This is a genomic window from Psychrobacter sp. JCM 18900 (genome assembly GCF_904846625.1).
In the GTDB taxonomy this organism is placed as follows: domain Bacteria; phylum Pseudomonadota; class Gammaproteobacteria; order Pseudomonadales; family Moraxellaceae; genus Psychrobacter.
In genome coordinates this window covers 36,188-59,628 of record NZ_CAJHBL010000008.1, presented here as the reverse complement: position 1 = coordinate 59,628, position 23,441 = coordinate 36,188, and the positions used below count along the sequence as shown (strand labels likewise).

At 43.9% G+C, this 23,441-nt stretch carries 21 protein-coding genes; 14 read left to right on the top strand and 7 right to left on the bottom strand.

What is annotated here, in order from left to right; all coding sequences use genetic code 11:
* The first annotated feature begins 53 nt into the window (after nucleotides 1-53).
* The 6 genes from ureA (at nucleotide 54) to JMX96_RS13110 (ending at nucleotide 5,724) form a co-directional block, all read left to right on the top strand.
* Nucleotides 54-356, top strand: coding sequence for an urease subunit gamma (gene ureA, locus JMX96_RS13135; protein ID WP_201569572.1), 303 nt, complete (start codon nucleotides 54-56; stop codon nucleotides 354-356).
* A gap of 56 nt (nucleotides 357-412) precedes the next feature.
* The gene (gene ureC, locus JMX96_RS13130; protein WP_201569570.1) at nucleotides 413-2,602 is read left to right on the top strand and encodes an urease subunit alpha; all 2,190 of its coding nucleotides are present in this window, start codon (nucleotides 413-415) and stop codon (nucleotides 2,600-2,602) included.
* Nucleotides 2,603-2,763: 161 nt separating this feature from the next.
* Nucleotides 2,764-3,390 carry an urease accessory protein UreE gene (gene ureE, locus JMX96_RS13125; protein ID WP_201569568.1) on the top strand — a complete coding sequence of 209 codons (627 nt, stop codon included), beginning with the start codon at nucleotides 2,764-2,766 and terminating at the stop codon, nucleotides 3,388-3,390.
* Nucleotides 3,380-4,174 (top strand): urease accessory protein UreF, encoded by a 795-nt coding sequence (locus tag JMX96_RS13120; protein WP_227677053.1) that lies wholly within the window; start codon nucleotides 3,380-3,382, stop codon nucleotides 4,172-4,174. Before ureE ends, JMX96_RS13120 begins: the two co-directional genes overlap by 11 nt.
* Nucleotides 4,175-4,231: 57 nt before the next feature.
* Complete coding sequence (ureG, locus tag JMX96_RS13115) at nucleotides 4,232-4,921, top strand: urease accessory protein UreG (protein WP_201569566.1); 690 nt, start codon at nucleotides 4,232-4,234, stop codon at nucleotides 4,919-4,921.
* 50 nt (nucleotides 4,922-4,971) lie between these two features.
* Complete coding sequence (locus JMX96_RS13110) at nucleotides 4,972-5,724, top strand: HupE/UreJ family protein (protein ID WP_201569564.1); 753 nt, start codon at nucleotides 4,972-4,974, stop codon at nucleotides 5,722-5,724.
* A gap of 198 nt (nucleotides 5,725-5,922) precedes the next feature.
* On the opposite strand, the gene tig is transcribed toward JMX96_RS13110, so the two are convergent.
* On the bottom strand, nucleotides 5,923-7,266 hold the full coding sequence (tig, locus tag JMX96_RS13105; RefSeq protein WP_160023344.1) for a trigger factor: 1,344 nt from the start codon (nucleotides 7,264-7,266) through the stop codon (nucleotides 5,923-5,925).
* Between the two features lie 524 nt (nucleotides 7,267-7,790).
* Nucleotides 7,791-8,444, bottom strand: a complete 654-nt coding sequence (gene rdgB, locus JMX96_RS13100) for an RdgB/HAM1 family non-canonical purine NTP pyrophosphatase (protein ID WP_201569562.1) — start codon at nucleotides 8,442-8,444, stop codon at nucleotides 7,791-7,793.
* Nucleotides 8,445-8,996: 552 nt separating this feature from the next.
* On the opposite strand from rdgB, the gene JMX96_RS13095 reads away from it, so the two are divergent.
* A complete protein-coding gene (locus tag JMX96_RS13095) occupies nucleotides 8,997-9,626 on the top strand; it encodes a superoxide dismutase (protein WP_201569560.1) in 630 nt (209 codons plus the stop codon).
* A gap of 135 nt (nucleotides 9,627-9,761) precedes the next feature.
* Here JMX96_RS13095 and JMX96_RS13090 read toward each other — a convergent pair whose 3' ends face one another.
* From JMX96_RS13090 to JMX96_RS13075, 4 genes are all read right to left on the bottom strand, one after another.
* Nucleotides 9,762-10,502, bottom strand: coding sequence for an SDR family oxidoreductase (locus tag JMX96_RS13090; RefSeq protein ID WP_201569558.1), 741 nt, complete (start codon nucleotides 10,500-10,502; stop codon nucleotides 9,762-9,764).
* A 276-nt stretch (nucleotides 10,503-10,778) separates the two neighbouring features.
* A complete protein-coding gene (locus tag JMX96_RS13085; RefSeq protein WP_201569556.1) occupies nucleotides 10,779-11,519 on the bottom strand; it encodes a DUF4145 domain-containing protein in 741 nt (246 codons plus the stop codon).
* Between the two features lie 60 nt (nucleotides 11,520-11,579).
* A complete protein-coding gene (locus JMX96_RS13080; RefSeq protein ID WP_201569554.1) occupies nucleotides 11,580-12,398 on the bottom strand; it encodes a DUF72 domain-containing protein in 819 nt (272 codons plus the stop codon).
* A gap of 71 nt (nucleotides 12,399-12,469) precedes the next feature.
* On the bottom strand, nucleotides 12,470-13,546 hold the full coding sequence (locus JMX96_RS13075; protein WP_201569552.1) for a polyprenyl synthetase family protein: 1,077 nt from the start codon (nucleotides 13,544-13,546) through the stop codon (nucleotides 12,470-12,472).
* A gap of 866 nt (nucleotides 13,547-14,412) precedes the next feature.
* Between JMX96_RS13075 and fadB the strand changes: the two genes are divergently transcribed.
* The 4 genes from fadB to JMX96_RS13055 all read left to right on the top strand — a co-directional run bounded on the left by fadB (nucleotide 14,413) and on the right by JMX96_RS13055 (nucleotide 19,710).
* On the top strand, nucleotides 14,413-16,572 hold the full coding sequence (gene fadB, locus JMX96_RS13070; RefSeq protein ID WP_101205329.1) for a fatty acid oxidation complex subunit alpha FadB: 2,160 nt from the start codon (nucleotides 14,413-14,415) through the stop codon (nucleotides 16,570-16,572).
* Nucleotides 16,573-16,808: 236 nt separating this feature from the next.
* A complete protein-coding gene (gene fadA / locus JMX96_RS13065) occupies nucleotides 16,809-17,981 on the top strand; it encodes an acetyl-CoA C-acyltransferase FadA (RefSeq protein WP_057761795.1) in 1,173 nt (390 codons plus the stop codon).
* A 285-nt stretch (nucleotides 17,982-18,266) separates the two neighbouring features.
* A complete protein-coding gene (locus JMX96_RS13060; protein ID WP_101205330.1) occupies nucleotides 18,267-18,842 on the top strand; it encodes an isochorismatase family protein in 576 nt (191 codons plus the stop codon).
* Nucleotides 18,843-19,080: 238 nt separating this feature from the next.
* On the top strand, nucleotides 19,081-19,710 hold the full coding sequence (locus tag JMX96_RS13055) for an HD domain-containing protein (protein ID WP_201569550.1): 630 nt from the start codon (nucleotides 19,081-19,083) through the stop codon (nucleotides 19,708-19,710).
* A 94-nt stretch (nucleotides 19,711-19,804) separates the two neighbouring features.
* On the opposite strand, the gene asd is transcribed toward JMX96_RS13055, so the two are convergent.
* A complete protein-coding gene (asd, locus tag JMX96_RS13050; protein ID WP_101205332.1) occupies nucleotides 19,805-20,641 on the bottom strand; it encodes an archaetidylserine decarboxylase in 837 nt (278 codons plus the stop codon).
* A gap of 274 nt (nucleotides 20,642-20,915) precedes the next feature.
* Here asd and dtd point away from each other — a divergent pair, with 274 nt between their 5' ends.
* From dtd to phoR, 3 genes are all read left to right on the top strand, one after another.
* Nucleotides 20,916-21,368, top strand: a complete 453-nt coding sequence (gene dtd, locus JMX96_RS13045; RefSeq protein ID WP_201569548.1) for a D-aminoacyl-tRNA deacylase — start codon at nucleotides 20,916-20,918, stop codon at nucleotides 21,366-21,368.
* 112 nt (nucleotides 21,369-21,480) lie between these two features.
* Nucleotides 21,481-22,185, top strand: a complete 705-nt coding sequence (gene phoB, locus JMX96_RS13040; protein WP_057761786.1) for a phosphate regulon transcriptional regulator PhoB — start codon at nucleotides 21,481-21,483, stop codon at nucleotides 22,183-22,185.
* Between the two features lie 58 nt (nucleotides 22,186-22,243).
* Nucleotides 22,244-23,335 (top strand): phosphate regulon sensor histidine kinase PhoR, encoded by a 1,092-nt coding sequence (gene phoR, locus JMX96_RS13035; RefSeq protein ID WP_201569546.1) that lies wholly within the window; start codon nucleotides 22,244-22,246, stop codon nucleotides 23,333-23,335.
* The last annotated feature ends 106 nt before the right edge of the window (nucleotides 23,336-23,441 follow it).

Here is a 23,441-nt window from a genome sequence, read left to right as displayed (position 1 = left end):
TGAAAACCCCTAATCTGCTATAAATATAATGATAAGTACCACAAGGAATCGTCATGCACCTGACCCCAACAGAAAAAGATAAACTCATGCTATTTACCGCGGGTATGGTGGCTGAGCGTCGCAAAAATCGCGGTGTTAAGCTTAACTATCCCGAAGCCATCGCTTATATCAGTATGCTGCTGATGGAAGGCGCACGAGATGGTAAAAGAGTTGCTGAATTGATGAGTGAGGGTGCTACGTATCTGTCTGCTAATGATGTCATGGAAGGTGTTGCAGAGATGGTAGATGAAGTGCAAATCGAGGCGACCTTTCCTGATGGCACCAAACTGGTCACGGTACATAATCCCATCGTGTAACGCTGTATACCATTGTTATAGCACTGAAATGCTCACTATAAAATAAGGCGGCTACCATGCAAGCAGGCGAATACCATATCCAAGATGGCGATATTATCTTAAACCAAGGGCGACAGGTGCAGACCATCAGTGTCAGTAATACTGGTGATAGACCTATCCAAATCGGCTCGCATTATCACTTTTATGAAGTCAATGATGCCTTGAGTTTTGAGAGAGAGCAGACTCGGGGTTTTCGCCTAAATATTATCTCTGGCACCGCCGTACGTTTTGAGCCTGGTCAATCGCGGGAAGTCGAATTGGTAGCATACGCTGGCAAGCAAAATGTATATGGTTTTGCTGGGCGCGTCATGGGCGCCGCTCATCCAGACGAAGCATCAGAGAGCGTCACTGATAAAAAGGTAACTGCTACTTCGCAGAAGCGAGTCAGTCGTCGTATTTATGCTGAGCATTTTGGTCCTACAACAGGCGATAAAGTCCGTCTTGCCGATACCGAGCTTTGGCTACAGGTTGAAGCAGATTTAACCAGTCATAAAGATACTGCTGTTGATCAAGCAGATACGTCGCAAAGTGGTGAGAGTAGTAGCAAGCCTATTGCAATCAAAGGTGAAGAAGTCAAATTTGGTGGTGGTAAAGTCATCCGTGATGGTATGGGTCAAGGACAATTACTGGGCGCAGAAGTTGCCGATACGGTTATTACCAATGCATTAGTCGTTGATTATACAGGCATCTATAAAGCGGATATTGGTATCAAAGATGGTCGTATCAGTGCCATTGGTAAAGCAGGCAATGCTGATATCCAGCCTGCTATTGATATTGCTATTGGCGGTGCTACCGAAATCATCTCTGGTGAAGGTAAAATCCTGACGGCAGGCGGGGTTGATAGTCATATTCACTTCATCGCACCTCAGCAGTGTGAGACAGCGCTTATGTCAGGCGTGACCACAATGCTTGGCGGTGGTACAGGACCCGCACAAGGCACGCTCGCGACTACCTGTACGCCAGGGGCTTATCATATTGCTTCAATGCTAAAGTCTACCGACAGTATTCCCATGAATATCGGACTACTGGGTAAAGGTAATGTGAGCGTGCCAGCACCGATTGCAGAACAAATCGAAGCGGGTGCCGTAGGACTAAAGCTACATGAAGATTGGGGTACAACGCCGCAAGCTATTGATAACTGTTTGAGTGTCGCTGACGACTATGATGTGCAAGTGGCCATTCATACCGATACTTTAAATGAAAGCGGCTATCTCGAAAGTACGCTCGCTGCTTTTAAAGACCGCTGTATCCATACTTTTCATACTGAAGGCGCAGGCGGTGGACATGCGCCCGATATTCTAAAGGCCATTGGCGAATCGCATGTGCTGCCATCCTCAACCAATCCAACGCGCCCTTATACCGTCAATACTATTGATGAGCATCTCGATATGCTGATGGTTTGTCATCACTTGAGCCCTGCTATCGCTGAAGATGTGGCCTTTGCTGAGAGCCGTATTCGTCAGGAAACCATCGCCGCAGAAGATATCTTGCATGACTTAGGTGCGATTTCTATGATGAGTAGTGATTCTCAAGCGATGGGACGGGTAGGTGAAGTGGTCATTCGTACTTGGCAAACCGCGCACAAAATGAAAGTTCAACGTGGCCATCTAGCGCCAGATGCAACGGCGAACATTGAGGATGAGCAACAGTACATCACTTTGACAGATTATGACCAAAGCGTGGACAACGATAACTTCCGTATCAAACGCTATATCGCAAAATATACGATAAACCCTGCGATTACTCACGGTATTAGCGATATGGTTGGTTCAATCGAAGTGGGTAAATGGGCAGATATGGTGCTATGGTCGCCCAAGTTTTTTGGGGTAAAGCCTGAGTGCATCATTAAAGGTGGACTCATCGCTGCGGTGCCGATGGGCGATATCAACGCCTCTATTCCTACTCCTCAGCCTGTACATTATCGTCCTATGTTTGCGACATATCCAAAATCAGTCGCCCAAACTAGCATCACCTTTATGTCGCAAGCGGCGATCGACAAACAAGTGGATAAGCAGCTCGGGCTGACCAAAGTAATTCAGCCAGTACACGGTATTCGTAAAATTCGTAAAAGCGATATGCGCTTTAACAGCTACTGCCCAGATATGGATATCAATCCTGAGACCTATGAAGTACGTGCGGATGGTAAAACACTGACCTGTGAGCCAGCTGATGTACTACCCATGGCACAGCGTTACTTTTTATTTTAGAGCTTATGATATACGTTTATAAGAGCTCTAGGACAGTGAGCCATAAACTATGTACACCAATAGTCAGTTGGTTTCTTGAGTGAGATCGCGTCTTTATTCCTAATACTTTTACCATCAATACTATTGACAATAGTTTGAGCAACAACAGCCAGAGAATAATAATGAAAATATTTAATACCCGTTTAAGTACGCTTAGCGATATCCAAAAAGCACAATTGGCAGAACAGTATCAAGCCGATGATTATCTACTGTTAGACTTTGATACTCGTCAGCATTCCCGCTTTAGAGCGATTACTGTTTCAGGCGAGGCGATTGGTGTCGATCTGCCTCGTACAGGCGGATTAAAAGGTGATGATGTCCTTATCAATGAATCAGGGGAGTTGATGCAAGTTATCGCCAAGCCACAAGCGGTGACTAAGGTGACGGCTGCTAATGATTTTCTACTAATGAAAGGCGCTTATCATTTGGGCAATCGTCATGTGCCATTGATGTTTGACCACAGTTTTGATCAGGGTAATGCAGGCTATGCGCTATATTTTGAAAACGATCATGTGCTCGCTCAAATGCTAGAAAATCTTGGTTTACATATCGAGTCTACGTCAGTGCCATTTGAGCCTGAGACAGGCGCTTATCAAACGGGCCAAGGGCATGCGCATGGCCACTCTCACTCACATGCACATAGTGACTCTCATAGTCATAAGGAAAGTCATGACCATAGCCACAGCCACGGACATCAACATAGTTATAGTCATCATGATGCGCCTGTAGGTCATTCAAATGATGGTTAATACCGGTGCTCAGCCTACTCAATCTGCCCAACTTGGACAGCTACTGATGCTGGCATCGAGCAATTTGCCGATTGGTAGTTATACCTATTCGCAAGGTGTGGAGTCAGCTATTGAGTCAGGGGTTGTCTCTGATGAAGCCAGTACGCTTACATTTATGCAGGACTATCTAGCGCTTGCAGTGATTGGCTACGAGTTGCCCGTATTAGGGCTAATAATGTGCGCGCTCAGCCAAGGTCATGAAGCGCTAGCGGCAAATCTGGCACATGATTATCATGCTGGTCTCGAGAGTAAAGAGTTTGTACTGGAGTCGCAGCAATTGGCACAGGCAATGGTGTCTTGGCTCAACGAAGTCCTGAGTCTTGGCATACCGGCCGAAATACCTGAAGATGGGTTTTTACCGCTATTTGCTCATGTTGCTCAGCATTGGCAACTGCCACTAGCGCAGTCGATGACTACTTATGGATTTGCGCAATTAGAGAATATGGTGCTCGCCGCTGTCAAGACAGTGCCGCTAGGACAAATGGCAGGTCAGCGTATTCTGTGGCAATTGCAAAGCGATCTGGGTGCTCAGGTCGAAGCTCTAAGCGATGATGTGCAACAGGCTTTCGATGCTTTAATCACATCGATAAATACTATGGATACCTTAAATAAGAGTGAAGAGTCGGACTGTCAGCAGCTATGTCAAGACCTCTATGAATCATTTAGTATCTCTAATAACTTGCCCAATTTGGCTATTCTCTCAAGTATGCACGAGGAGCAATACAGTCGGTTGTTCCGCTCATAACTGTACCTTTATTTCTATTTATACTTATTAATATACAAACTGTTTTAGGAAATTAATATGTCTCTAACTCCGCTCAAAACAAAAAATTCTCACGCTGCATCAGACCTACAGACTGATAGCGACAGCCAGAAACCGTCTTCTGCCTTATCGTGCTTACGCCTTGGTATTGGTGGTCCAGTTGGTAGTGGTAAGACTGCTTTGACATTAAGACTATGCCAAAACCTGCGTGATACGGTCAATATGGCAGTGGTGACCAATGACATCTATACCAAAGAAGATTCAGAGTTTTTGACCCGCAATGATGCTATGCCCGCTGAGCGTATCCGCGGTGTAGAGACGGGCGGCTGTCCGCATACAGCTATTCGCGAAGATGCTTCTATTAATCTGACTGCGATTGCTGAGCTACAAGCGACTTTTGAAGGGTTGGAGTTGATTATCATTGAGTCAGGTGGCGACAATCTAGCCGCAACGTTTAGTCCAGAGCTGTCTGACTTAACCTTGTACGTCATTGATGTCTCTGCAGGCGATAAGATACCTCGTAAGGGCGGCCCTGGCATTACCAAGTCTGATTTGTTGATTATCAATAAGACCGACCTTGCACCAATGGTTGGTGCGTCGCTTGAAGTGATGGAACGCGATGCCAAAAAAATGCGTGGCGACAAACCTTTTGTATTTAGCAATATGAAAACAGGTGATGGGCTAAATGAGATTATTGCCTTTATAAAAGAACATGGCATGCTTGCCTAGAGAGCAGATGAGCTTTTACCATTAAAATATAAAGAATAAGGAAAAACCGCATGACACAGTGTACAAAGGATCTCAACACCGAAAACTCTCGCTTTTCACCAGCGTTCTCAGCTCGTCATATCGTGTCTGGTTCGGCTGTGATGATGACCTCATTAATGCTACCGTCATTGACGCAGGCGCATTCAGGTCATATTCACTCGACTACCGCGCAAGCGCCATCGTTTTTGGGTACGTTGCAAGCAGGACTGATGCATCCAGTAACTGGCCTTGATCATTTGTTTTTGGCAGTCGGCATGGGCATGTTGTTTTATGGTCTACAAAAGCAGCGCTTAGGCATGATGTCATTGACGGCAGGGTTGTCATTAGGCGCGATATTGGGCACGGCTGGCGTACTGATTGGCGGTATCGCATTTGCTGCATCATCTGGGCTAATTGAAGTGGCGATATCACTGTCGGTGGTCGTATTGGCTATGGTCTTGATGAGCCAAAAAAGTAGACAAGAGGCATTCTCTGCGCAGACTCATACAGCACGCACGCCAAGCATTCAGCAGGTGTCATTGTTTGGTTTTGGTGGTTTGGCCGTCTTTCATGGCATGGCACATGCGCTGGAAGTACCAGCAAATGCTGGCGTGAGTGGTCAGCTGGGATTTTATGCAGGGATGATGGTCACGATGCTAGCGCTATATGCAGTTGGTACGCTGATTAGTCAGCAGTTGCAGCAACGCTTTAGTGATAGCTTGTGGTTGCAGCGCGGGCTGGTACTGCTAGGATTGAGCGCCGTATTCGCACCCGTTTTGGTATAAAGCGCGCTTTATAGTACAAGTACGATGCTTGTAGATTCGATGTTTGTAGGTTCGATGTTTGTAAAGTCGATAGTTGTAGCTGATTTTATCTAGTTAACGAACGCCATAAAAAATGCGCCCCCGATCAAAAGGTCGGGGGCGCATTTTAGTTTTGATAACCGACTACAGCATATCTAAAAAGACAGCTTGTCGTATCAATTACATTGCTTGCTGCTGTTGTTGCTGAGCAGCTAGCAAGTCTTGGTAGCTAACTTCTTTGTCAGTTACTTTACCTTGTGCGATCAAGTAATCTACTACTTGGTCTTCTAGTACAACAGACTCAATGTTAGCGCGCTGCTGCTTGTCATTGGTGTAGTACTCGATAACTTCTGCTGGATCTTCGTAGTTTTCAGCGGCTTCTTTGATGAAGGTTTCTACACGCTCTTGATCTACTTCTAAGCCTTTGGTATCGATAACACGGGCAACGATGATGCCAAGACGGGCAGCACGTAGCGCTTGCTCTTCAAATAGCTCATTTGGCAGCATGTCTTTATCGAAGCTATCAGCATTCGCACCGAACTGCTGAGAAAAACGTTGCATCATCATGTTGCGTTGACGCTCGATTTCTTGCTCTAGCATCGCGTTTGGTACGTCAAACTCATTCTTTTCTAGCAATGCGTCAAAAGTCGCTTGCTTAACTTGGCTACGCGCAGCGTTTTTGATTTCGCGTTCCATGTTTTTGCGTACGTCTTCTTTCAATTTCTCAACGCCGCCTTCTTTTACGCCGAATAGCTCTAGGAACGCATCATCAATTTCAGGTAGCTTAGATTTTTCAACCAGTTTTACGTTGATTTTGAACTGAGCTTCTTTACCAGCTAGGTTCTCAGCTTGGTAATCTTCTGGGAAAGTGACGTCGATAGTTTTTTCTTCGCCAGCTTTCATGCCTTTAATACCAGCTTCAAAACCTGGAATCATTTGGTTGCTACCGATAACCAATTTGAAGTCTTCAGCAGAGCCGCCTTCGAATTTTTCGCCGTCGATAGAGCCTTCAAAGTCAAAAGTCACTTGGTTGTCTTTCGCAGCCATGCCCTTTTTCTCAACGAATTCTTCACGTTGCTTTTGTAGGTTTTCGATCATGGTGTCAACGTCTTCTTCACTGACTTGTGCAGTGTGACGCTCAACTTCGATCTCATCGATACCTTGTACGTCAACTTCTGGGAAGATTTCAACAGTGGCTTGATATACCAAGAAATCGTCTTCAAGTTTTACGTCGTCGATGTTAGGCATGCCAACAGCGCGGATGTCTTCAGATTTGATCGCTTCAAATACAGTATCACGGATGACATCGTTGATAACTTCTTGTTGAATGCCAGCACCGTACTGAGAGCGGATGTGTGACATAGGGACGTTACCTTTACGGAAACCGTCAATCTTGGCAGTTTTCGCAACTTGGCGAATACGGCCTTCAACTTTGTTTTGAATTTTTTCAACGGGCACTTTAACCGTTAGCTGGGTTTCTTTATTAGATAGCTTGTTGGTTGTGACTTGTAAATCTGTAGCCATATTAATTACACCTTTAGGATTAAGTAGTACGTTTGATTAATGAAATAGTACTTAGGGTTAAATTGTAATAGACAGACCGCGCCTCAAATTACGGGCATGTACGACGGGCTGCCGTTGAAATAAATAGGGGATAGCGATAGCGCACAACGTCAAATTTAGTGCCAGTAGCAATCGCCGCTGATACTAAAAGGTGAACCTGCTGAGGTTGTCCATGCTATCAAATATCGATAATAAACCGTTAATGCACCGCATAATAACGCTTTTTGGTGAATTATACAGCCAAATAACGGATTTCAACAAAATTTTAAAAGTAGAACAGTATAATCTATCTGTTTATTAAAGTAAAAATTATCTCTTTGATGGCATGTTTCCTTATGTTGCTTGCTCTTATATGGCTTAATTTTATATAAAAATTTAGCCATATTCATAATCAATAAATTAGATAACGGACAAGAAACAGCGATAAGGTTGCAAGCGCATTATGAGTATCAAGTGCGCTTATAGATAGAATAGCTATAAGGTACTTATAAAGGTAGCTGCGCCAATAGCTGCTGGATTGCCTGACCACGATGGCTGATACTGTTTTTATCAGCAGCGCTCAGACTAGCCGCACTGGCTTGCAAGTTAGGTAACCAAAACAGTGGATCATAGCCAAAACCGCCGTCACCATGTGGCGTATCCAAGATTTCGCCATGCCATAATCCTTGGGCGACAATCGGTAACGGATCATCAGCATGACGCACCATTGCCAGTACGCAAACGAACATACCTTTGATCGGAATATCCGGCTCTGCTGCGCGGATAGGCTGCAAGTCAGCGATGAGCTTGGCATTGTTTTTACTATCGTTGCCATGCTCACCAGCATAGCGAGCAGAGTAGATACCTGGCGCATTACCTAGTACAGGCACGCAAAGTCCTGAATCATCAGCAATCGCAGGCAGTCCACTGATACGGCTCGCATGACGGGCTTTGATAATGGCGTTTTCTACAAAGCTTAAACCATCCTCGATGGCGTCTTTGATATCGAGTTGACCTTGCGGGACAATCGTCACGTCCAAGTTCGCTTCGGCAAATAGCCGTTTAAACTCAGCCAATTTGCCTTTATTGTTGCTAGCCAATACCCATTGGTTGCCAGATGTCGGATGGGTAACAGTTAACGAGGTATCAGTGGTGCTCATAGAGTCAGTCCATTATATTAAAATGATGAAAAATTATTATTCGAGTAAGTTTTATTTATCTTCTGTAGTGCTAATTGGTAAATTATTTGTCGATTGAAGTAGTTATGCTAATAATGATAACGCATGAGTTTGGAGTGAATGCAGTTACCGCGTAATAAATAACCAATCGCTATACAGATTGTACGGGCTATAACATTTGGTAACTGATATTATTGGTCACTATTGCTATAATAGATACCAAGCTACAGTGAATTATATCTTATAGCTTGTGAATATTAAGTTAATAAAAGTCTATAAAGTCAGAGACTTGGCTTTTTGGCGAAGAATAATAGCAATAAGTAACCGCTAGGTTAATTTTGGATTCATAATGATACGTGATATTGTATTGAGCAGTACCGTGTATCAAGCGATAAAGTTCATTTCAAACAATAAACTCAGCCAATTTAGTCCGCTATTTTATAGTGTTTTTTGCGGTGTAAAAATAGCGTAAAATTCAGTTTCTATAACCAAGTTTTTATAAACTAACGGCTAAACAGCAAGGATAAAATAATTATGTCAAACATTACTTTACCAGACCTACCATATGCAAAAGACGCACTAGAGCCACATATCAGTGCCGAAACGCTAGAGTACCATCATGACAAGCACCATGCTGCTTATGTAAACAAGCTAAAAGACATGTTGCCAGGTTCTGGTCTAGAAGACAAAACATTGCCAGAAATCATCGTAGCGACTGCTAACGATGACAGCAAGCAAGGTATGTTCAACCAAGCAGCTCAAGTATGGAACCACACGTTCTACTGGAACTGCATGACGCCAACAAACGGCGGTGGCGAACCTACTGGCGATCTAAAAGCAAAAATCGAAGAAGATTTTGGTAGCTACGACAAGTTCCGTGAAGAGTTCAAAAACGCAGCATTGACTCAGTTTGGTTCAGGTTGGGCATGGCTAGTTGCTGATAAAGTCGGTGGCAAATTGTCAATCGCCAAAACGGCTAACGCTGACACCCCACTTGCACATGACCAAGTAGCGGTATTGACTTGTGATGTATGGGAACACGCGTACTATGTAGATTACCGTAACCGTCGTCCTGACTATGTTGACACGTTCCTAGACAAGCTAGTGAACTGGGACTACGCAAACGCAAAATATAAAGGTCAAGATGCTGGCGTTGAAGAGTAATCTTTAACGACTAAGTATTTGATTAAAAAAAGGACACCGTGAGGTGTCCTTTTTTTTGTGATAACTTTCTATAGTAGCTTTCTATTTTGATATTTGATTAAAACATATTTTTGATAGAGCATCGCCATTACGATATTAGGCGATACCGCCGTTTGCACCGATATTTTGTCCAGTAACCCAAGCCGCTTCTTCACTGACCAAAAACGCCACTACACGAGCGATATCAACTGGTTCACCGATACGGTTAAACGGTGACATGCTAGCAAGTCTCTCTACCGTGTCATCCGCCTTACCTTGATGAAATAGCTCAGTGTCAGTAGGGCCGGGAGATACTGCATTGACCGTGATGTTGCGCTCGCCGACCTCTTTGGCAAATATACGGGTCAGCTGATCGACTGCACCTTTGGTCGCACAGTAAGTGCCATAACTAGGTAACAGCATGCGAGTGGTTGTACTTGAGAGGTTTACCACACGGCCACCGTCATTGAGTTTAGTTGCAGCTTCACGCAATGTATTAAACGTACCTTTTACATTGATAGCAAATATACGGTCAAAGTCTTCATCGGTGGTCTCGGCAATAGGTTTATTAATCATTATACCTGCGCTATTGACCAAAATATCTGGCTTACCAAACGCGCTGATAGTGGCATCGAACATTGCTTCGACTTGTTTGGTATTGCTAACATCAGCTTGCACGGCAATGGCTTCACCGCCTGCTGATTTAATCTGGCTTACGATATCATTGGCTGCTACGTCATCATTTGCATAATTAATGACGGTTTTAGCCCCTGATTCTGCAAGTGATAAGGCTATTTGCGCGCCGATACCTTTTGATGAACCGGTTACAATCGCGACTTTATTTTTTAGTGTTGTCATCGATACTTTCTCCAATATTATGAGTGAATATCAGTACGCTTATATGGCGTTTTGACTGATGTCTCTTGATTAGTAGGATATAAGTTACCAGTGTGCCAAACCAATAAGTAGAGCGATTCTGTATGCTTGTTTTGGATAAATTTATCTATTGTGTCTATGTAGATGCAAGGTGCGTAAATAAGGATGTTCGTTGAAGAGTAGTATTTAGCTACTAAGGGTTTGTATGAGAAAAAGGACATGGTGAGGTGTCCTTTTTTGGTTAGTATTTAAAACAATTCATTTCTGCTTATCTCTTTGTTTAATATGCTCTTGCGTCTCTAAAGGAATTAAGTCTGCATATAGTTTTTCTAGTTCTTTTGGTTTAGTTATCAGCTCATCAGCAATAAAATTTAAAATACTGAACAACTTCTGAGCAATTTCAGCATTATCATCTAAATTTATTTGACCAGGATGAACAGCGTTATTCCCTATGACTCTTAACAAATCTAAAGCTTGCTGTATTGTAGGACTTAAGCCTTCTGATACCAGTTCTTTTATATCATCGTTGATTTTCTTTCCATCTTTCCCTATTTGCTTTAACAGCATTTGTAGAGCTAAACGCAAAAGGGCAGTTGCTCCTTTCGGTGAATCAATCAAAATATTAGAAGCTTCAAGGTATAGATTCTTAATATCTTCATCTAAGTCTTCGTTAGGAGGTGGAACTGTGGTTTTCTTCGGATAAACAATTTCCTCGTTCACCCACAATGTAAAATTATTACATGATGCGCAAGTTGCAATTGAGAAGCCTCTAGGTACGAACTTATAAAGACTGGATTGCAAAGGATTTTTAATACCTCTTAGAAAAACTAAAATTGCTTCTTGAGTATAATCGCGTACTTGATTTCTATAATCTAGATAGAGATTATTGATAATTCCGTTAGCTGTGCTACCTGCTTTATGCGCGTCAAACCATTTTTGAGTAGCAACAGTATTACAGTGTGGGCACTGAAACTTAATACTTTCATACCTAGGTAACATTGGTTATTCCTTGTGTTATTTATATAGGAAATCATACTCTGAGAGAAAATCATAACTTGATCACAAAACCTCAAACCCAAACTTACCCAACGTTTCTCGCAGCATCGCAATATTATAGTAAGCGTGTGCATTGACAGTGTTTTGAAAGAAGATATAGAGCGTATCAAAGTGCTGACGCTGATTGGCAATCGCTTGCGCCCAGTCCTGCATCTCAGCTTCACTATAGCGATAGTCATGACGATCAGCCGCGCTCATCGCATCCCACCAGCCCGTATTATTGCCATGCATACGTAGGTAGCCAGTGCGTTCAGTGAATATCAACCGTGACGGCGGTAATCCGCCTACCTTGGGATAATCGACGCTACACCAAATGAGACCTTGCTGCTGGAAACTATCGACCACTTGCGGTGTGTGCCAGCCGTTATGACGAAACTCAATAGCGAGTGGATAGTCTTGAAACCAACTGACGAGGTTCGCTAAATAGAGACGGTGCTCGCGAGTACGATCAAAGCCATGCGGAAACTGTAATAGTAAAGGCGCTAAAGCATTTGCTTCGATAAGTGGAGATAAAGCGTTTAGAAATGCCTGTGCGTGTTCGGCAGTGCCTTTACGTGCATGAGTAAAGTCTTGATGCAGTTTGACGGCGAACTTCAACTGACTATCCGCCTGTGTATAAGCTTTATCGACCATCCCAGCAAAGGCTTTTTGTCCGATGGGCGCATAAAATGTACTGTTGATTTCGACTGCGCCGTATTGTTTGGCGTATTCACATAAGAAGTCGGTTTTTTTGGTGCTGGTGGGATACAGCGTACCGAGCAAATCGGTATCGCTATAGCCACCAGTGCCGAGGTAAATGCGCGGGGTAGGGGAACTGTCCATGTTGACCACTCACTGCCGTTTTGGGTAATAAAATTTATTACGATATCTGCTTTCGCCTGCTATTTGACAAGCTACTTTTTACGTGACCAGAGCCATTCAATCAGTGCCAGTAGCGCATCATTAGCTGTGCCAATGTTATCTTCATTGTCGCTGAGCTCACGATTACTTAGTTCATGAGAAATGGCTGCGCGTCCCTCGTTAAATAGCGATTGCGCATAACTGGTGGCATTATCGACACCCATCAGTTTTACATAGGTAGATTTGTCTAGTTTTTCATCGCTACCCGCAGGCTTACCAAGCGTATCAGTCGTCATGGTGACGTCTAGCACATCATCTTGGACTTGAAAGGCTAGACCGATATGTTGCGCGCACTCTTGTAGTGCCATACGCTGCGGGGCCGTTGCACCAGCACAGACGCCGCCCATGAGCATCGCCGCTTCTATCAACGCCCCTGTCTTGTCACGATGGATGGCTTCTAAATCATCCTGCGCGATACTGATGCTGGCTTCGGCATTAAGGTCTAGCATTTGACCCGACACCATGCGTCTGGCGCGCGGCGCAAATATTGCTATGAGCTGACTTGCGATATTTGCATCAAACGGCGCAAAGGTTGGCATCTCTGCGGTCAATACTTCAAATGCTAGCGTCTGCAATACATCTCCTGCCAGCAGAGCCGTCGCTTCATCAAAAGCGATATGAGCAGTAGGCTGACCACGGCGAAGCTCATCATCGTCCATACACGGCAAATCATCATGTACCAACGAATAAGTATGCAGCAGCTCTACCGCCAATGCAGCACGGCGCGACATATCATAGTCTGAGTCGTTTTCTAGTAGCGTGTCCAGATCAGCATCGAGAGTATCGATATCATTATTAGGCTCGTCTGTACGTTCGTTATTGCTGCTATTAATACTGGCAAAAGCGCTGGCAACCATCAGTGGGCGTACCAGTTTGCCTTGACCCGTCATCACATAACGGCAGGCATCTACCAGTGGGCTAGGCAGCTTGGCATAAGTAAATAATACCTCGATATCTTGCGCCAATTGCTCGCGTACAGCACCATGAAACTGCTCAGTGCTTTGAAAAGAGACAAAGTTAGAAGGGATGAAGCCAGTAGAGGTAGTGCTAGAAGTAAGGGAAACAGTCATAATCCAACCATTTATCAGGGATACAGTAAAACTTATTAGGGATAAGGAAAAAACGCTATTAGTGTAGCATGATAGGTCATATCGCTTATGTGACACACGGTATCAATTGATTATTTTTTGCATTTTTCTACCGAAGTCTATTCGAAAGTAGAGCAATCTTAGCTGCAATATAACGATAAGATTTCGTTACCGATGGATGATGTCACTCTCTGGTTGAATATGTTCTGATAAAAGAGCAAGCTAGGCTGGCACGTTAATCTTATTACCGTAGAAAAATGGTACTGAATGCTGACACTGAATAGCTAGCACTGACCAAGTAGCATTTATTAAGTAGCGCTAACGGATTGTCGTTCCAAAGATGGCATGCATGAAGTCAACAACACGAAATAAATCTAAATTAACAATTCAGTATACATTTATTCACTAAAACACTTTTAGCGTAAGGTAAATGCCTGCAAGTGATTTAAGAGTGACTTGCGAGTATGGTATTAGCTTGTGACAGTTAGGGGCATAATCCCCTACACTAATTGACGTGAAAATGGTCTGATGGTGACCCTACTGGGTTTTTTCTCAGGATGTTCAATCGTCGATACCGAGTGTTAGACCAAGTCTCAGTCAATATTTTGAACATCAGTACCTGCAACAGCAGTATATAAATGAAGCGTCATATGATGTCATGCAAGAGACGCAAAATACGTGCATCATGATGAGCGCTGGATAATAAAGACATCTTCACTTGTGAGCTGGTTATATGTTTGTCTTTATAACATGACAAGCGCACAGTGCTATTACCCATTTTACTAACAGTAACTGGCTATTTATTTTAATTCAAAACGTAGCTTTCGTTATATAGAAAGGAGTTTCAAATGGTATACCAAGGAAATCGCATCACGGTGACAATGCTAGAGGATGGCATCGCCAACATGCAGTACAACGCCGAAAATGAGAGCGTGAACAAATTTGATGCCGAAACCAATAAGCAGTTTGGTGAAGCAGTTAGTGCGTTAGAAAAAGCCGACAACGTAAAAGGTCTTATCGTTACTTCAGCCAAAGGCGTGTTTATCGCTGGTGCTGACATCACAGAATTCGTCGGTTCTTTCAAAAAATCAGAAAGCGAGATCAAAGATTGGGTCGTTCATGTTAATGACGCTTTCAATCGTTTTGAAGACCTACCATTCCCTAAAGTTGCGGCTATCAATGGCGCCGCAATGGGCGGCGGTTGTGAGATGACCTTGGTTTGTGAATACCGTGTCATGAGTGACAAAGCCATCATCGGTCTGCCAGAAACTCAGCTAGGTATCTTCCCAGGTTTCGGCGGTACAGTTCGTAGTACGCGTATCATCGGTATCGATAATGCGCTTGAGCTGATCGCGACTGGTAGCCCAAAGAAAGCATTGGCAGCATTGAAACTAGGCTTGGTTGACGCGACTGTACCTGCTGACGACTTACAAGATGCAGCAATTGATCTAGTCAAAAAATGTATCTCAGGTGAGCTTGATTGGAAAGCAAAACGTGAAGAAAAACTGGCTCCAGTTAAGCTAAACCAGCTTGAGCAAGCGATGGCGTTCAACAGTGCCAAAGGTGCTATTTTCGCTAAAGCCAATCCTAAGCAATACCCAGCACCAGCAATCGCTATCGAAACGATTGAAAAGCACGTTAATTTATCACGTGACAAAGCAATCGAAGTAGAAGCTGCTGGTTTTGCAAAAGCCGCTAAGACGCCACAAGCAGAGAGCTTGGTTGGTCTATTCTTAAACGATCAGCTAGTCAAAAAACTGGCCAAAAAACACAGCAAGCAAGCACATGACATCAGCGAAGCCGCTGTACTAGGCGCTGGTATCATGGGTGGCGGTATCGCTTATCAAGCAGCCAGCAAAGGCTTGCCAATCATCATGAAAGACATCAAGTCTGAGCAATTAGACCTTGGTATGGGCGAAGCGAGCAAACTGCTTGGCAAAATGGTAGAACGCGGCAAGATGACCCCAGCAAAAATGGGTGAAACCTTAAGCCGTATCCGTCCTACTTTGAACTATGGTGATTTTGCTGAGACTGATATCGTTATCGAAGCTGTCGTAGAAAATCCAAACGTGAAGCGTGCGGTACTAAAAGAAGTAGAAGGCTTGGTAAAAGACGACTGTATCCTAGCGTCAAACACCTCGACTATCTCTATTACGTTCCTAGCAGAAGCGCTTGAGCGTCCAGAAAACTTCGTCGGTATGCATTTCTTCAACCCAGTACATCGTATGCCATTGGTCGAAGTTATTCGCGGTGAGAAGTCATCTGAAGAAGCTATCGCGACTACCGTTGCACTTGCTTCTAAAATGGGTAAAGTGCCAGTAGTAGTTAACGACTGCCCAGGTTTCTTGGTAAACCGTGTATTGTTCCCATACTTTGGCGCGTTTGACTTGCTACTTAAGCAAGGTGCTGACTTTGCTCATGTCGATAAAGTTATGGAAAAATTCGGTTGGCCAATGGGCCCTGCATACCTAATCGACGTGGTCGGTCTAGATACAGGTGTACATGGCGCAGCAGTCATGGCTGACGGTTTCCCTGATCGCATGAAGCCTGATTATAAAGGTGCTATCCAGCATCTATATGACAATGAGCGTCTAGGTCAGAAAAACGGTATCGGTTTCTATAAATACGAAATGGACAAGCGCGGCAAGCCAAAGAAAGTTGCTGACGAAGCGACTTACGAGTTGCTAAAAGCCACGACTGATAGCGAAAAGCAAACGTTTGACGATCAAGCAATCATTGATCGCACTATGATTGCCTTCTGCAACGAAACCGTTCGCTGCTTAGAAGACAACATCGTAAGCACCCCAAGCGAGGCCGACATGGCGATGATTATGGGCGTAGGTTTCCCTCCATTCCGTGGTGGCCCATGCCGTTATGTTGACCAAATGGGTCTAGATAACTACTTGGCACTATGTGAAAAATACGCACATCTTGGCAAAGCTTATGAAGCGCCACAAAAGATTCGCGACATGGCAGCCGCAGGCGAGACTTTTTACGCAACAGCGTAATAGTCAGTCATTACTAGGATGAAGTGCAGTACGTTTGCTATTTTGCATGAAAGCAATTGAGACATGAATCGTCTCCAATAGCGAACGTACGATTATAGTTGGTTCAGTTTAATGCTAGTACGAGTAAATCAAGCGCAAATATACCTATTGTATTTTGAGCGAGATTAACAAAGTAAAAGTAATAGTCGTAAATTGGGCTGACTACACTGACAATAAAAATTGAAAAGGAATATGGTATGACAACTTTAAGTCCAAAAGATGTGGTCATCGTAGATGGCGTGCGCTCGGCAATGGGCAAAACCAAAAACGGTATGTTCCGTCATGTACGTGCTGATAGCATGTCAGCGGAACTAGTACGTGCGCTAGTAGAACGTAATGACTTTGATACCAATGATATCGAAGACATTATCTGGGGCTGTGTAAACCAGACACTAGAGCAAGGCTTGAACATCGGTCGTAACATCGGTTTGCTAGCTGGTATCCCAAAGACTGCTGGTGGCCAAACGGTTAACCGTCTATGTGGTTCTTCTATGCAGGCGCTACATACTGCCGCTGCACAAATCATGACCAACCAAGGTGATGTATTCATCATCGGTGGTGTTGAGCATATGGGTCACGTAGGCATGATGCACGGTGTTGATTTGAACCCTGCTGCTTCTAAGCATTATGCAAAAGCGTCAAACATGATGGGCTTGACTGCTGAAATGCTAGGTCGTATGAACAATATCACGCGTGAAGAGCAAGACGCGTTTGGTCTTGAGTCACATCGCCGCGCATGGGCTGCAACCACTGAAGGTCGTTTTGACAATGAAATCATCGGTATCGAAGGTCATGATGCTGCTGGTCGTCTGCAACTATGTACGGTTGATGAAGTAATTCGTCCAGATGCAACGATGGAGCAAATGCAAAAGCTACGCCCAGCGTTTGATCCAAAAGGCGGTACAGTAACAGCGGCAACCTCATCTGCACTATCTGACGGTGCGTCAGCGATGCTAGTAATGAGCGCGCAAAAAGCCAAAGATCTAGGTCTAAAGCCACGTGCCCGTATCCGTAGTATGGCTGTGGCTGGTTGTGATGCTGCTATCATGGGCTATGGTCCTGTACCTGCTACCCAAAAAGCATTGAAGCGTGCTGGTATGAGCATCGATGACATGCAAACCATCGAGCTAAACGAAGCATTTGCTGCTCAAGGTCTATCGGTATTAAAAGGTCTGAACCTATCTGACAAGCAAGACATCGTTAACATCAACGGTGGTGCCATTGCTCTAGGTCATCCACTAGGATGTTCAGGTGCTCGTATCACAGTGACATTGCTAAACGCAATGGAGCAGTCAGATACTGAAATCGGCCTAGCGACAATGTGTATTGGTCTTGGCCAAGGTATCGCTACTATTATTGAGCGTGTTTAATCTTATTTATATAAACAAGATTATTTGAACAATCAATAAGTAGCTACTTGCTAATAAAAAACCTCTAGTCATAACGGCTAGAGGTTTTTTTATGGGTAAAACTGATGTTTGGTAAGCTAATAGATCACAGAGTCGAAAAACACAGTATTACGGCGATTAAAAATTATCTCCATTGACGCATTCATGAAACTATGACTAAATAAGAGAAAGATGAACCATGGCACTGTTTATGATAATTCTAAAATAGTTTTTAGTTGCAACTGTCAGCCGTACAAGGAGTGTACTATGTCTACTATGATTAATGATCGCACCTATCGAATCGCTCGTGAGAATACCCAAGCAATGATTGTCGATGTGCAAGAGCGCTTAACGCCGCATATCTATGACCACGAAAATATCGTCAAAAAAACCGTTACCTTGATTAAAGGGCTGCAAGCGCTCAATATTCCAATCATGCTCAATGAACAATATAAAAAAGGCTTGGGCGATACCTTGCCAGAGCTGCGCGACGTACTCGAAGGAGACAATGCCAAGAGTTTTGAAAAGGTTACGTTTAGTGCCTGCGATAATAATGATTCATGGCACCATCTAGCGCAGCAGAACCGTAGTACTGTGTTGCTTTTTGGTGCTGAGGCTCATGTCTGTATTATGCAGACAGCACTGGATTTATTGGACAATGGTATGCAGCCTGTCATCATTGGTGACGCAGTGGGTTCTCGTTTTCCTTATGATAAAAAACAAGCAATTCGCCGTATTCGCCGTGCAGGTGGGGTAATCAGCACTGTCGAATCAATATTATTTGAGCTGTGCCGTAGCAGCGAAGACCCTGCATTTAAAACCATTATTAACTTGATTAAGTAGGTGGTTAAGCCTTAGTTGCTTAAAGACTTGGATAAATAGGGATTCAATTTAACCATTTATCTTCTAACTTATAATAGATAGCGCTTGGTAAAATAAGCGCTATTTTTTTGATAACGGTAATAGTTTTTTAACCATTGCTAGATAGCAAACTAACTATAATACCTTGAGCAATGAAACTTAAAATCGCTAGAACTTATAAGCATTAAAACCAATAACTAGAGAAAACCAGAGAAAATCAATGTCGCAAGCCAGCTCTATATCACTCACTAATTCCAAATCTACTTCACATATCCAAATCGATGATGTCACTCATTTCTTATTGGAGTTAGATGCGCTCAAACGCGTGAATCGCCGCAGCTATGTGACACAGACCACTCGTAAAGAAAACTCTGCCGAACATTCTTGGCATTTAGCGATGGCCTGTTGGTCGATTGCTGAATTATTTGCACTAGATGTCAATCATGAAAAATTACTGAAGATGGCGTTGGTTCATGATTTGGGTGAGATTGATGCGGGGGATACTTTTTTATATGCTGATACGCGTACTGATGCACACGTCGAAGAGCGTGCCGGCATTGCCAGATTGCAACGTGAGCGAGGCAATAGCATTAGTGATTTGAGTGAGGTGTGGGAAGCGCAAGAAACAGGAAGTAGCAAAGAGAGCCAGTTGCTCAGAGTGGTCGATCGCTTATTGCCGTTTTTACTCAACCTAAATACCAACGGTAAAACGTGGATTGAACTTGGTGTTACGCGCTCGCAGGTGGCGGGGGCTCATGCATTTATCAAAGACAGCTTTCCTCCTATTCATGATTGGCTCTCACATAATATTGAGTATGCAACTCAGAAAGGATGGCTGATTGATGCGTAAATCTACATAAGTAGCAGGCATAAAAAAAGCCCAGTTAAGCATTCTAATTCACGCTTAACTGGGCTGATACTTTAAGTGCTTTTATACAAACATGTTATTGAGCGTTTGCCATTCCTAGCAATTGACCCATTTGCACGACGCTGTTGGCTTGCATACTATCTAGCCAGTCAGCCTTTGCTGCTTTTGGTAATACTACGATAGCCGTTGAGCCTAGATAAAAGCGTCCAAGCTCTTCGCCTGCTGCAAACTGCATGTCATGATCAGACTCGAATATGTCGTCGGTACGAGCAATCTTGCCAGTGGCGACGGTTTCAATACCAGCGACGATCATAGCACCAACCATTACGACAGCTGCTTTGCCATACTTTGTATCAAACATACAGACCAGACGCTCATTACGCGCAAACAAGTCTGGCACGTTAGCCGCCGTAGTATTGTTGACCGAAAACAGTGTACCAGGCACATAGCGAGTCTTAGTCAATGTGCCAGTAAATGGCATATGCACACGGTGATAGTTGCTAGGCGCCAAGTAGATAGTCGCAAAACTGCCATCAGCGAAATAACTGCCATCTTCACTATCAGCAAGTAGTTGGCCGACATCATAGTGACGACCTTTTGCCTGTAGTAGTTTGTGGTCTTCGATTTGTCCTAGCTGAGAGATAATACCGTCCGCAGGACTCACGATACCGTTTGCAGTGGCGTCGATAGTACGAGCGTCTTCTTTTAACTCGCGGGTAAAAAAGTCATTAAAACTTTCATAAGCGTTAAGGCTTTGGCGTTCGTACTCGTCTAAGCTGATATTATAAGCTTTGGCAAAGCTACGGATAAAGGTGCGTTTGACATAAGGATGGCGACTGGCGGCCAAACGTCCAGCGACTTTACTGAGCTTTTGCTGCGGCACAAGCTGTTGTAAGGTGGTAAATACATTCATAATAAGGCTACCAAAATAAGGTGTAATGTAATAGGGGCGTGTTGGAAATTCGACCATGGCACTGACAGTGGCTAAAATTGCGCCATACTACGTTGTAAATCTAGATAGGGCATGAGCATTATCGTCGTTTTACGCCTTGTCTGGAACAGTTTTAGCGATCCGCAGTACCTATTTGTGAATATCAAACACGCCCTAATAATAGTTAAGTTAATGACGGTATTTTATCATGGACAGCATATTATTGTATGGCCATAATCTGTTAAGGAATCAGTAAATGAAAGCACTCATACAACGGGTGAAGCACGCTAGTGTGGTCGTCGATCAGCAGTGTATTGGCGAGATTGAACATGGGGTGTTGGCATATATTGGCTTAGGGCATGAAGACGATTTCGCCGCTGCCCAGCGTATGATTGACAAAATATTGACCTATCGCATTTTTGAAAATGACGATGATCCGGCCAAATTTGGTAAACTGGATAAAAACGTTCAGCAGGTCGGTGGCGGGCTATTATTGGTCTCACAATTTACCTTGATGGCAAAAACAGACAAAGGTCGCCGACCAGACTTTGGTGGTGCGATGGCACCTGCTGCTGCGCAAGCATTATTTGAACAACTGGTCGACTATGCCAAAACTAAGCACCCGAACGTGGCAACCGGTCAGTTTGGTGCGGATATGCAAGTGTCGAGCGTCAATGATGGGCCGCTCAATTTTTTACTAGAAATCTGATTTTAGAGTGTCATCAAGCTGTCATAATTAATCCGTTTAATAGGTAGAGACTGGTGAGTATATATCGCCTTTTTACATGCTAGATTTTGTCCGCTAACACCGAGAATGTCCTATGTATAATGAGCAAATTTTGATTGTTGAAGATGAGCCTGCGATTCGTGAAATGGTTGTCATGACGCTAGAGATGGCTGGGTTTGATAGCTTGCAAGCGGCAGATGTGTCAGAGGCGCATCAGCAAGTGGTCGATCATAGACCGTCATTGATACTGTTAGACTGGATGTTGCCAGGTGACAAGAGCGGTGTGGATTTTTGTCGTATGCTCAAAAACGATGAGCTACTCTCTGAAATACCAGTCATTATGCTAACGGCAAAAAGTGAAGAAGACAGTAAGGTGCATGGTCTTGATGCAGGCGCAGATGATTATATGACCAAGCCTTTTTCGACTCGTGAGCTGATTTCTAGAATCAAAGCCGTACTACGCCGCAGTAGTGCTATGAGTAGCGATAAACCTATCGAAATTGGACAGTTAAGTCTAGATACCAAGAGTCAGCGCGTGACAGCTGCAGGTAAAATCGTTGATGTTGGGCCCACAGAGTACCGTCTATTGGCATTTTTTATGAGCCATCCTGAGCGCGCCTATACACGAACGCAGCTGCTCGATCAGGTATGGGGCGGCAATGTATATATCGAAGACCGAACCATCGATGTACATATCAAACGTCTACGTAAATTACTGCGACCTTATGACTGTGATACATTGATACAGACGGTACGTGGAACAGGCTACCGATTTTCTAGCCTGATTGAGCCAAGTTAATCTTGTACAAATAATGCCGCAGCAATATTGAGGCAGCGGATAGTGGTAAGGATAAGAAATGGACAAGATAGCGCCAGCACAAAGTGAGCAATCAGCTTTACTAGAGCAAATATCTACTCAAAATACAGCGGAGCAACTCAAAAAAATCGGCAGTGCACTACGAGCCTTGCGCGATGCAGTGATTTTGCTCAACAACAATGATGGTCTAGAATGGTGGAATCAGGCGGCACAAGACTTATTGCTGCTACAGCCAGAAGATAAAGGTCAGAACATTTTCGACTTTATCACTGTACCTGAGTTCCGCCAGTATTATGAAGGTACAACGATACCTAACGATGGCGTCCATATAGAATCATGGCGAGATCCTAGTCGCTACTTAAAGTGCGAACTGACCCCCTTCGGTGATGAAAAATTGCTGTTTGTATATGATGTGACTCGCCTGCGGCACTTAGAGCAAATGCGTCAGGATTTTGTGGCGAATGTCTCGCATGAGCTTAGAACACCATTAACTGTAATGATGGGCTACCTAGAAAATTTCTCTGATCAGCCAGATATGCCGCCGCAATGGCGTCGCGGTTTTGAGCTGATGACCCAGCAAACTGCCCGTATGAATAGAATCGTGAACGACTTGCTGCTACTGTCTAAGATTGAAATCGAAGAGTCACACGAGCTGCATTATATAGATATGACTAAGCTACTGACCAACATCTACGACGACGCACAAGCCTACAACCAAGCGTACAAACACATCATTCATTTGCATATAGATACGTACGATGGGCTGTACGGATCAGAGATGTACTTAAATAGTGCGCTATCCAATTTGGTAATCAATGCAATCAAATATACGCCAAAGGGTGGCAATATCACTATCAGCTGGACAAGGACGTCTGATGGTTGCCGTTTCGCGGTCGAAGATGATGGGATCGGTATTGCGTCAGAGCATATCGCCCGTTTAACAGAGCGTTTCTATCGTATCGACAAAGGTCGTAGCCGTGCAACAGGTGGTACAGGGTTGGGACTAGCGATTGTAAAACACGTGTTGCACCAGCACGAAGCGCAATTGCAAATCGATTCAGTAGAAGGGGAAGGGTCGACATTTAGTGTGGTATTCCCCTCAAACTACGTCAGATCCGTCACAGCCAATTAATACAATTTCTGGCTTATATTAGCGTTAGTTTTTCGGCTTAAGTTTTTTGATTAATCTAAACCTATCATTATTTCAAATTAGGTTAACGACATACTTTTCTGTATTC

Bases quoted from the DNA above. Each gene is read 5' to 3' on its own strand.
- JMX96_RS13110 (WP_201569564.1), top strand. From the start codon at position 4,972: ATGACACAGTGTACAAAGGATCTCAACACCGAAAACTCTCGCTTTTCA.
- ureC (WP_201569570.1), top strand. From the start codon at position 413: ATGCAAGCAGGCGAATACCATATCCAAGATGGCGATATTATCTTAAAC.
- JMX96_RS13080 (WP_201569554.1), bottom strand. From the start codon at position 12,398: ATGGACAGTTCCCCTACCCCGCGCATTTACCTCGGCACTGGTGGCTAT.
- JMX96_RS13090 (WP_201569558.1), bottom strand. From the start codon at position 10,502: ATGACAACACTAAAAAATAAAGTCGCGATTGTAACCGGTTCATCAAAA.
- phoR (WP_201569546.1), top strand. From the start codon at position 22,244: ATGGACAAGATAGCGCCAGCACAAAGTGAGCAATCAGCTTTACTAGAG.
- fadB (WP_101205329.1), top strand. From the start codon at position 14,413: ATGGTATACCAAGGAAATCGCATCACGGTGACAATGCTAGAGGATGGC.
- tig (WP_160023344.1), bottom strand. From the start codon at position 7,266: ATGGCTACAGATTTACAAGTCACAACCAACAAGCTATCTAATAAAGAA.
- asd (WP_101205332.1), bottom strand. From the start codon at position 20,641: ATGAATGTATTTACCACCTTACAACAGCTTGTGCCGCAGCAAAAGCTC.
- ureA (WP_201569572.1), top strand. From the start codon at position 54: ATGCACCTGACCCCAACAGAAAAAGATAAACTCATGCTATTTACCGCG.
- rdgB (WP_201569562.1), bottom strand. From the start codon at position 8,444: ATGAGCACCACTGATACCTCGTTAACTGTTACCCATCCGACATCTGGC.
- ureE (WP_201569568.1), top strand. From the start codon at position 2,764: ATGAAAATATTTAATACCCGTTTAAGTACGCTTAGCGATATCCAAAAA.
- JMX96_RS13095 (WP_201569560.1), top strand. From the start codon at position 8,997: ATGTCAAACATTACTTTACCAGACCTACCATATGCAAAAGACGCACTA.
- JMX96_RS13085 (WP_201569556.1), bottom strand. From the start codon at position 11,519: ATGTTACCTAGGTATGAAAGTATTAAGTTTCAGTGCCCACACTGTAAT.
- phoB (WP_057761786.1), top strand. From the start codon at position 21,481: ATGTATAATGAGCAAATTTTGATTGTTGAAGATGAGCCTGCGATTCGT.
- JMX96_RS13075 (WP_201569552.1), bottom strand. From the start codon at position 13,546: ATGACTGTTTCCCTTACTTCTAGCACTACCTCTACTGGCTTCATCCCT.
- dtd (WP_201569548.1), top strand. From the start codon at position 20,916: ATGAAAGCACTCATACAACGGGTGAAGCACGCTAGTGTGGTCGTCGAT.
- JMX96_RS13060 (WP_101205330.1), top strand. From the start codon at position 18,267: ATGTCTACTATGATTAATGATCGCACCTATCGAATCGCTCGTGAGAAT.
- ureG (WP_201569566.1), top strand. From the start codon at position 4,232: ATGTCTCTAACTCCGCTCAAAACAAAAAATTCTCACGCTGCATCAGAC.
- JMX96_RS13055 (WP_201569550.1), top strand. From the start codon at position 19,081: ATGTCGCAAGCCAGCTCTATATCACTCACTAATTCCAAATCTACTTCA.
- fadA (WP_057761795.1), top strand. From the start codon at position 16,809: ATGACAACTTTAAGTCCAAAAGATGTGGTCATCGTAGATGGCGTGCGC.
- JMX96_RS13120 (WP_227677053.1), top strand. From the start codon at position 3,380: ATGATGGTTAATACCGGTGCTCAGCCTACTCAATCTGCCCAACTTGGA.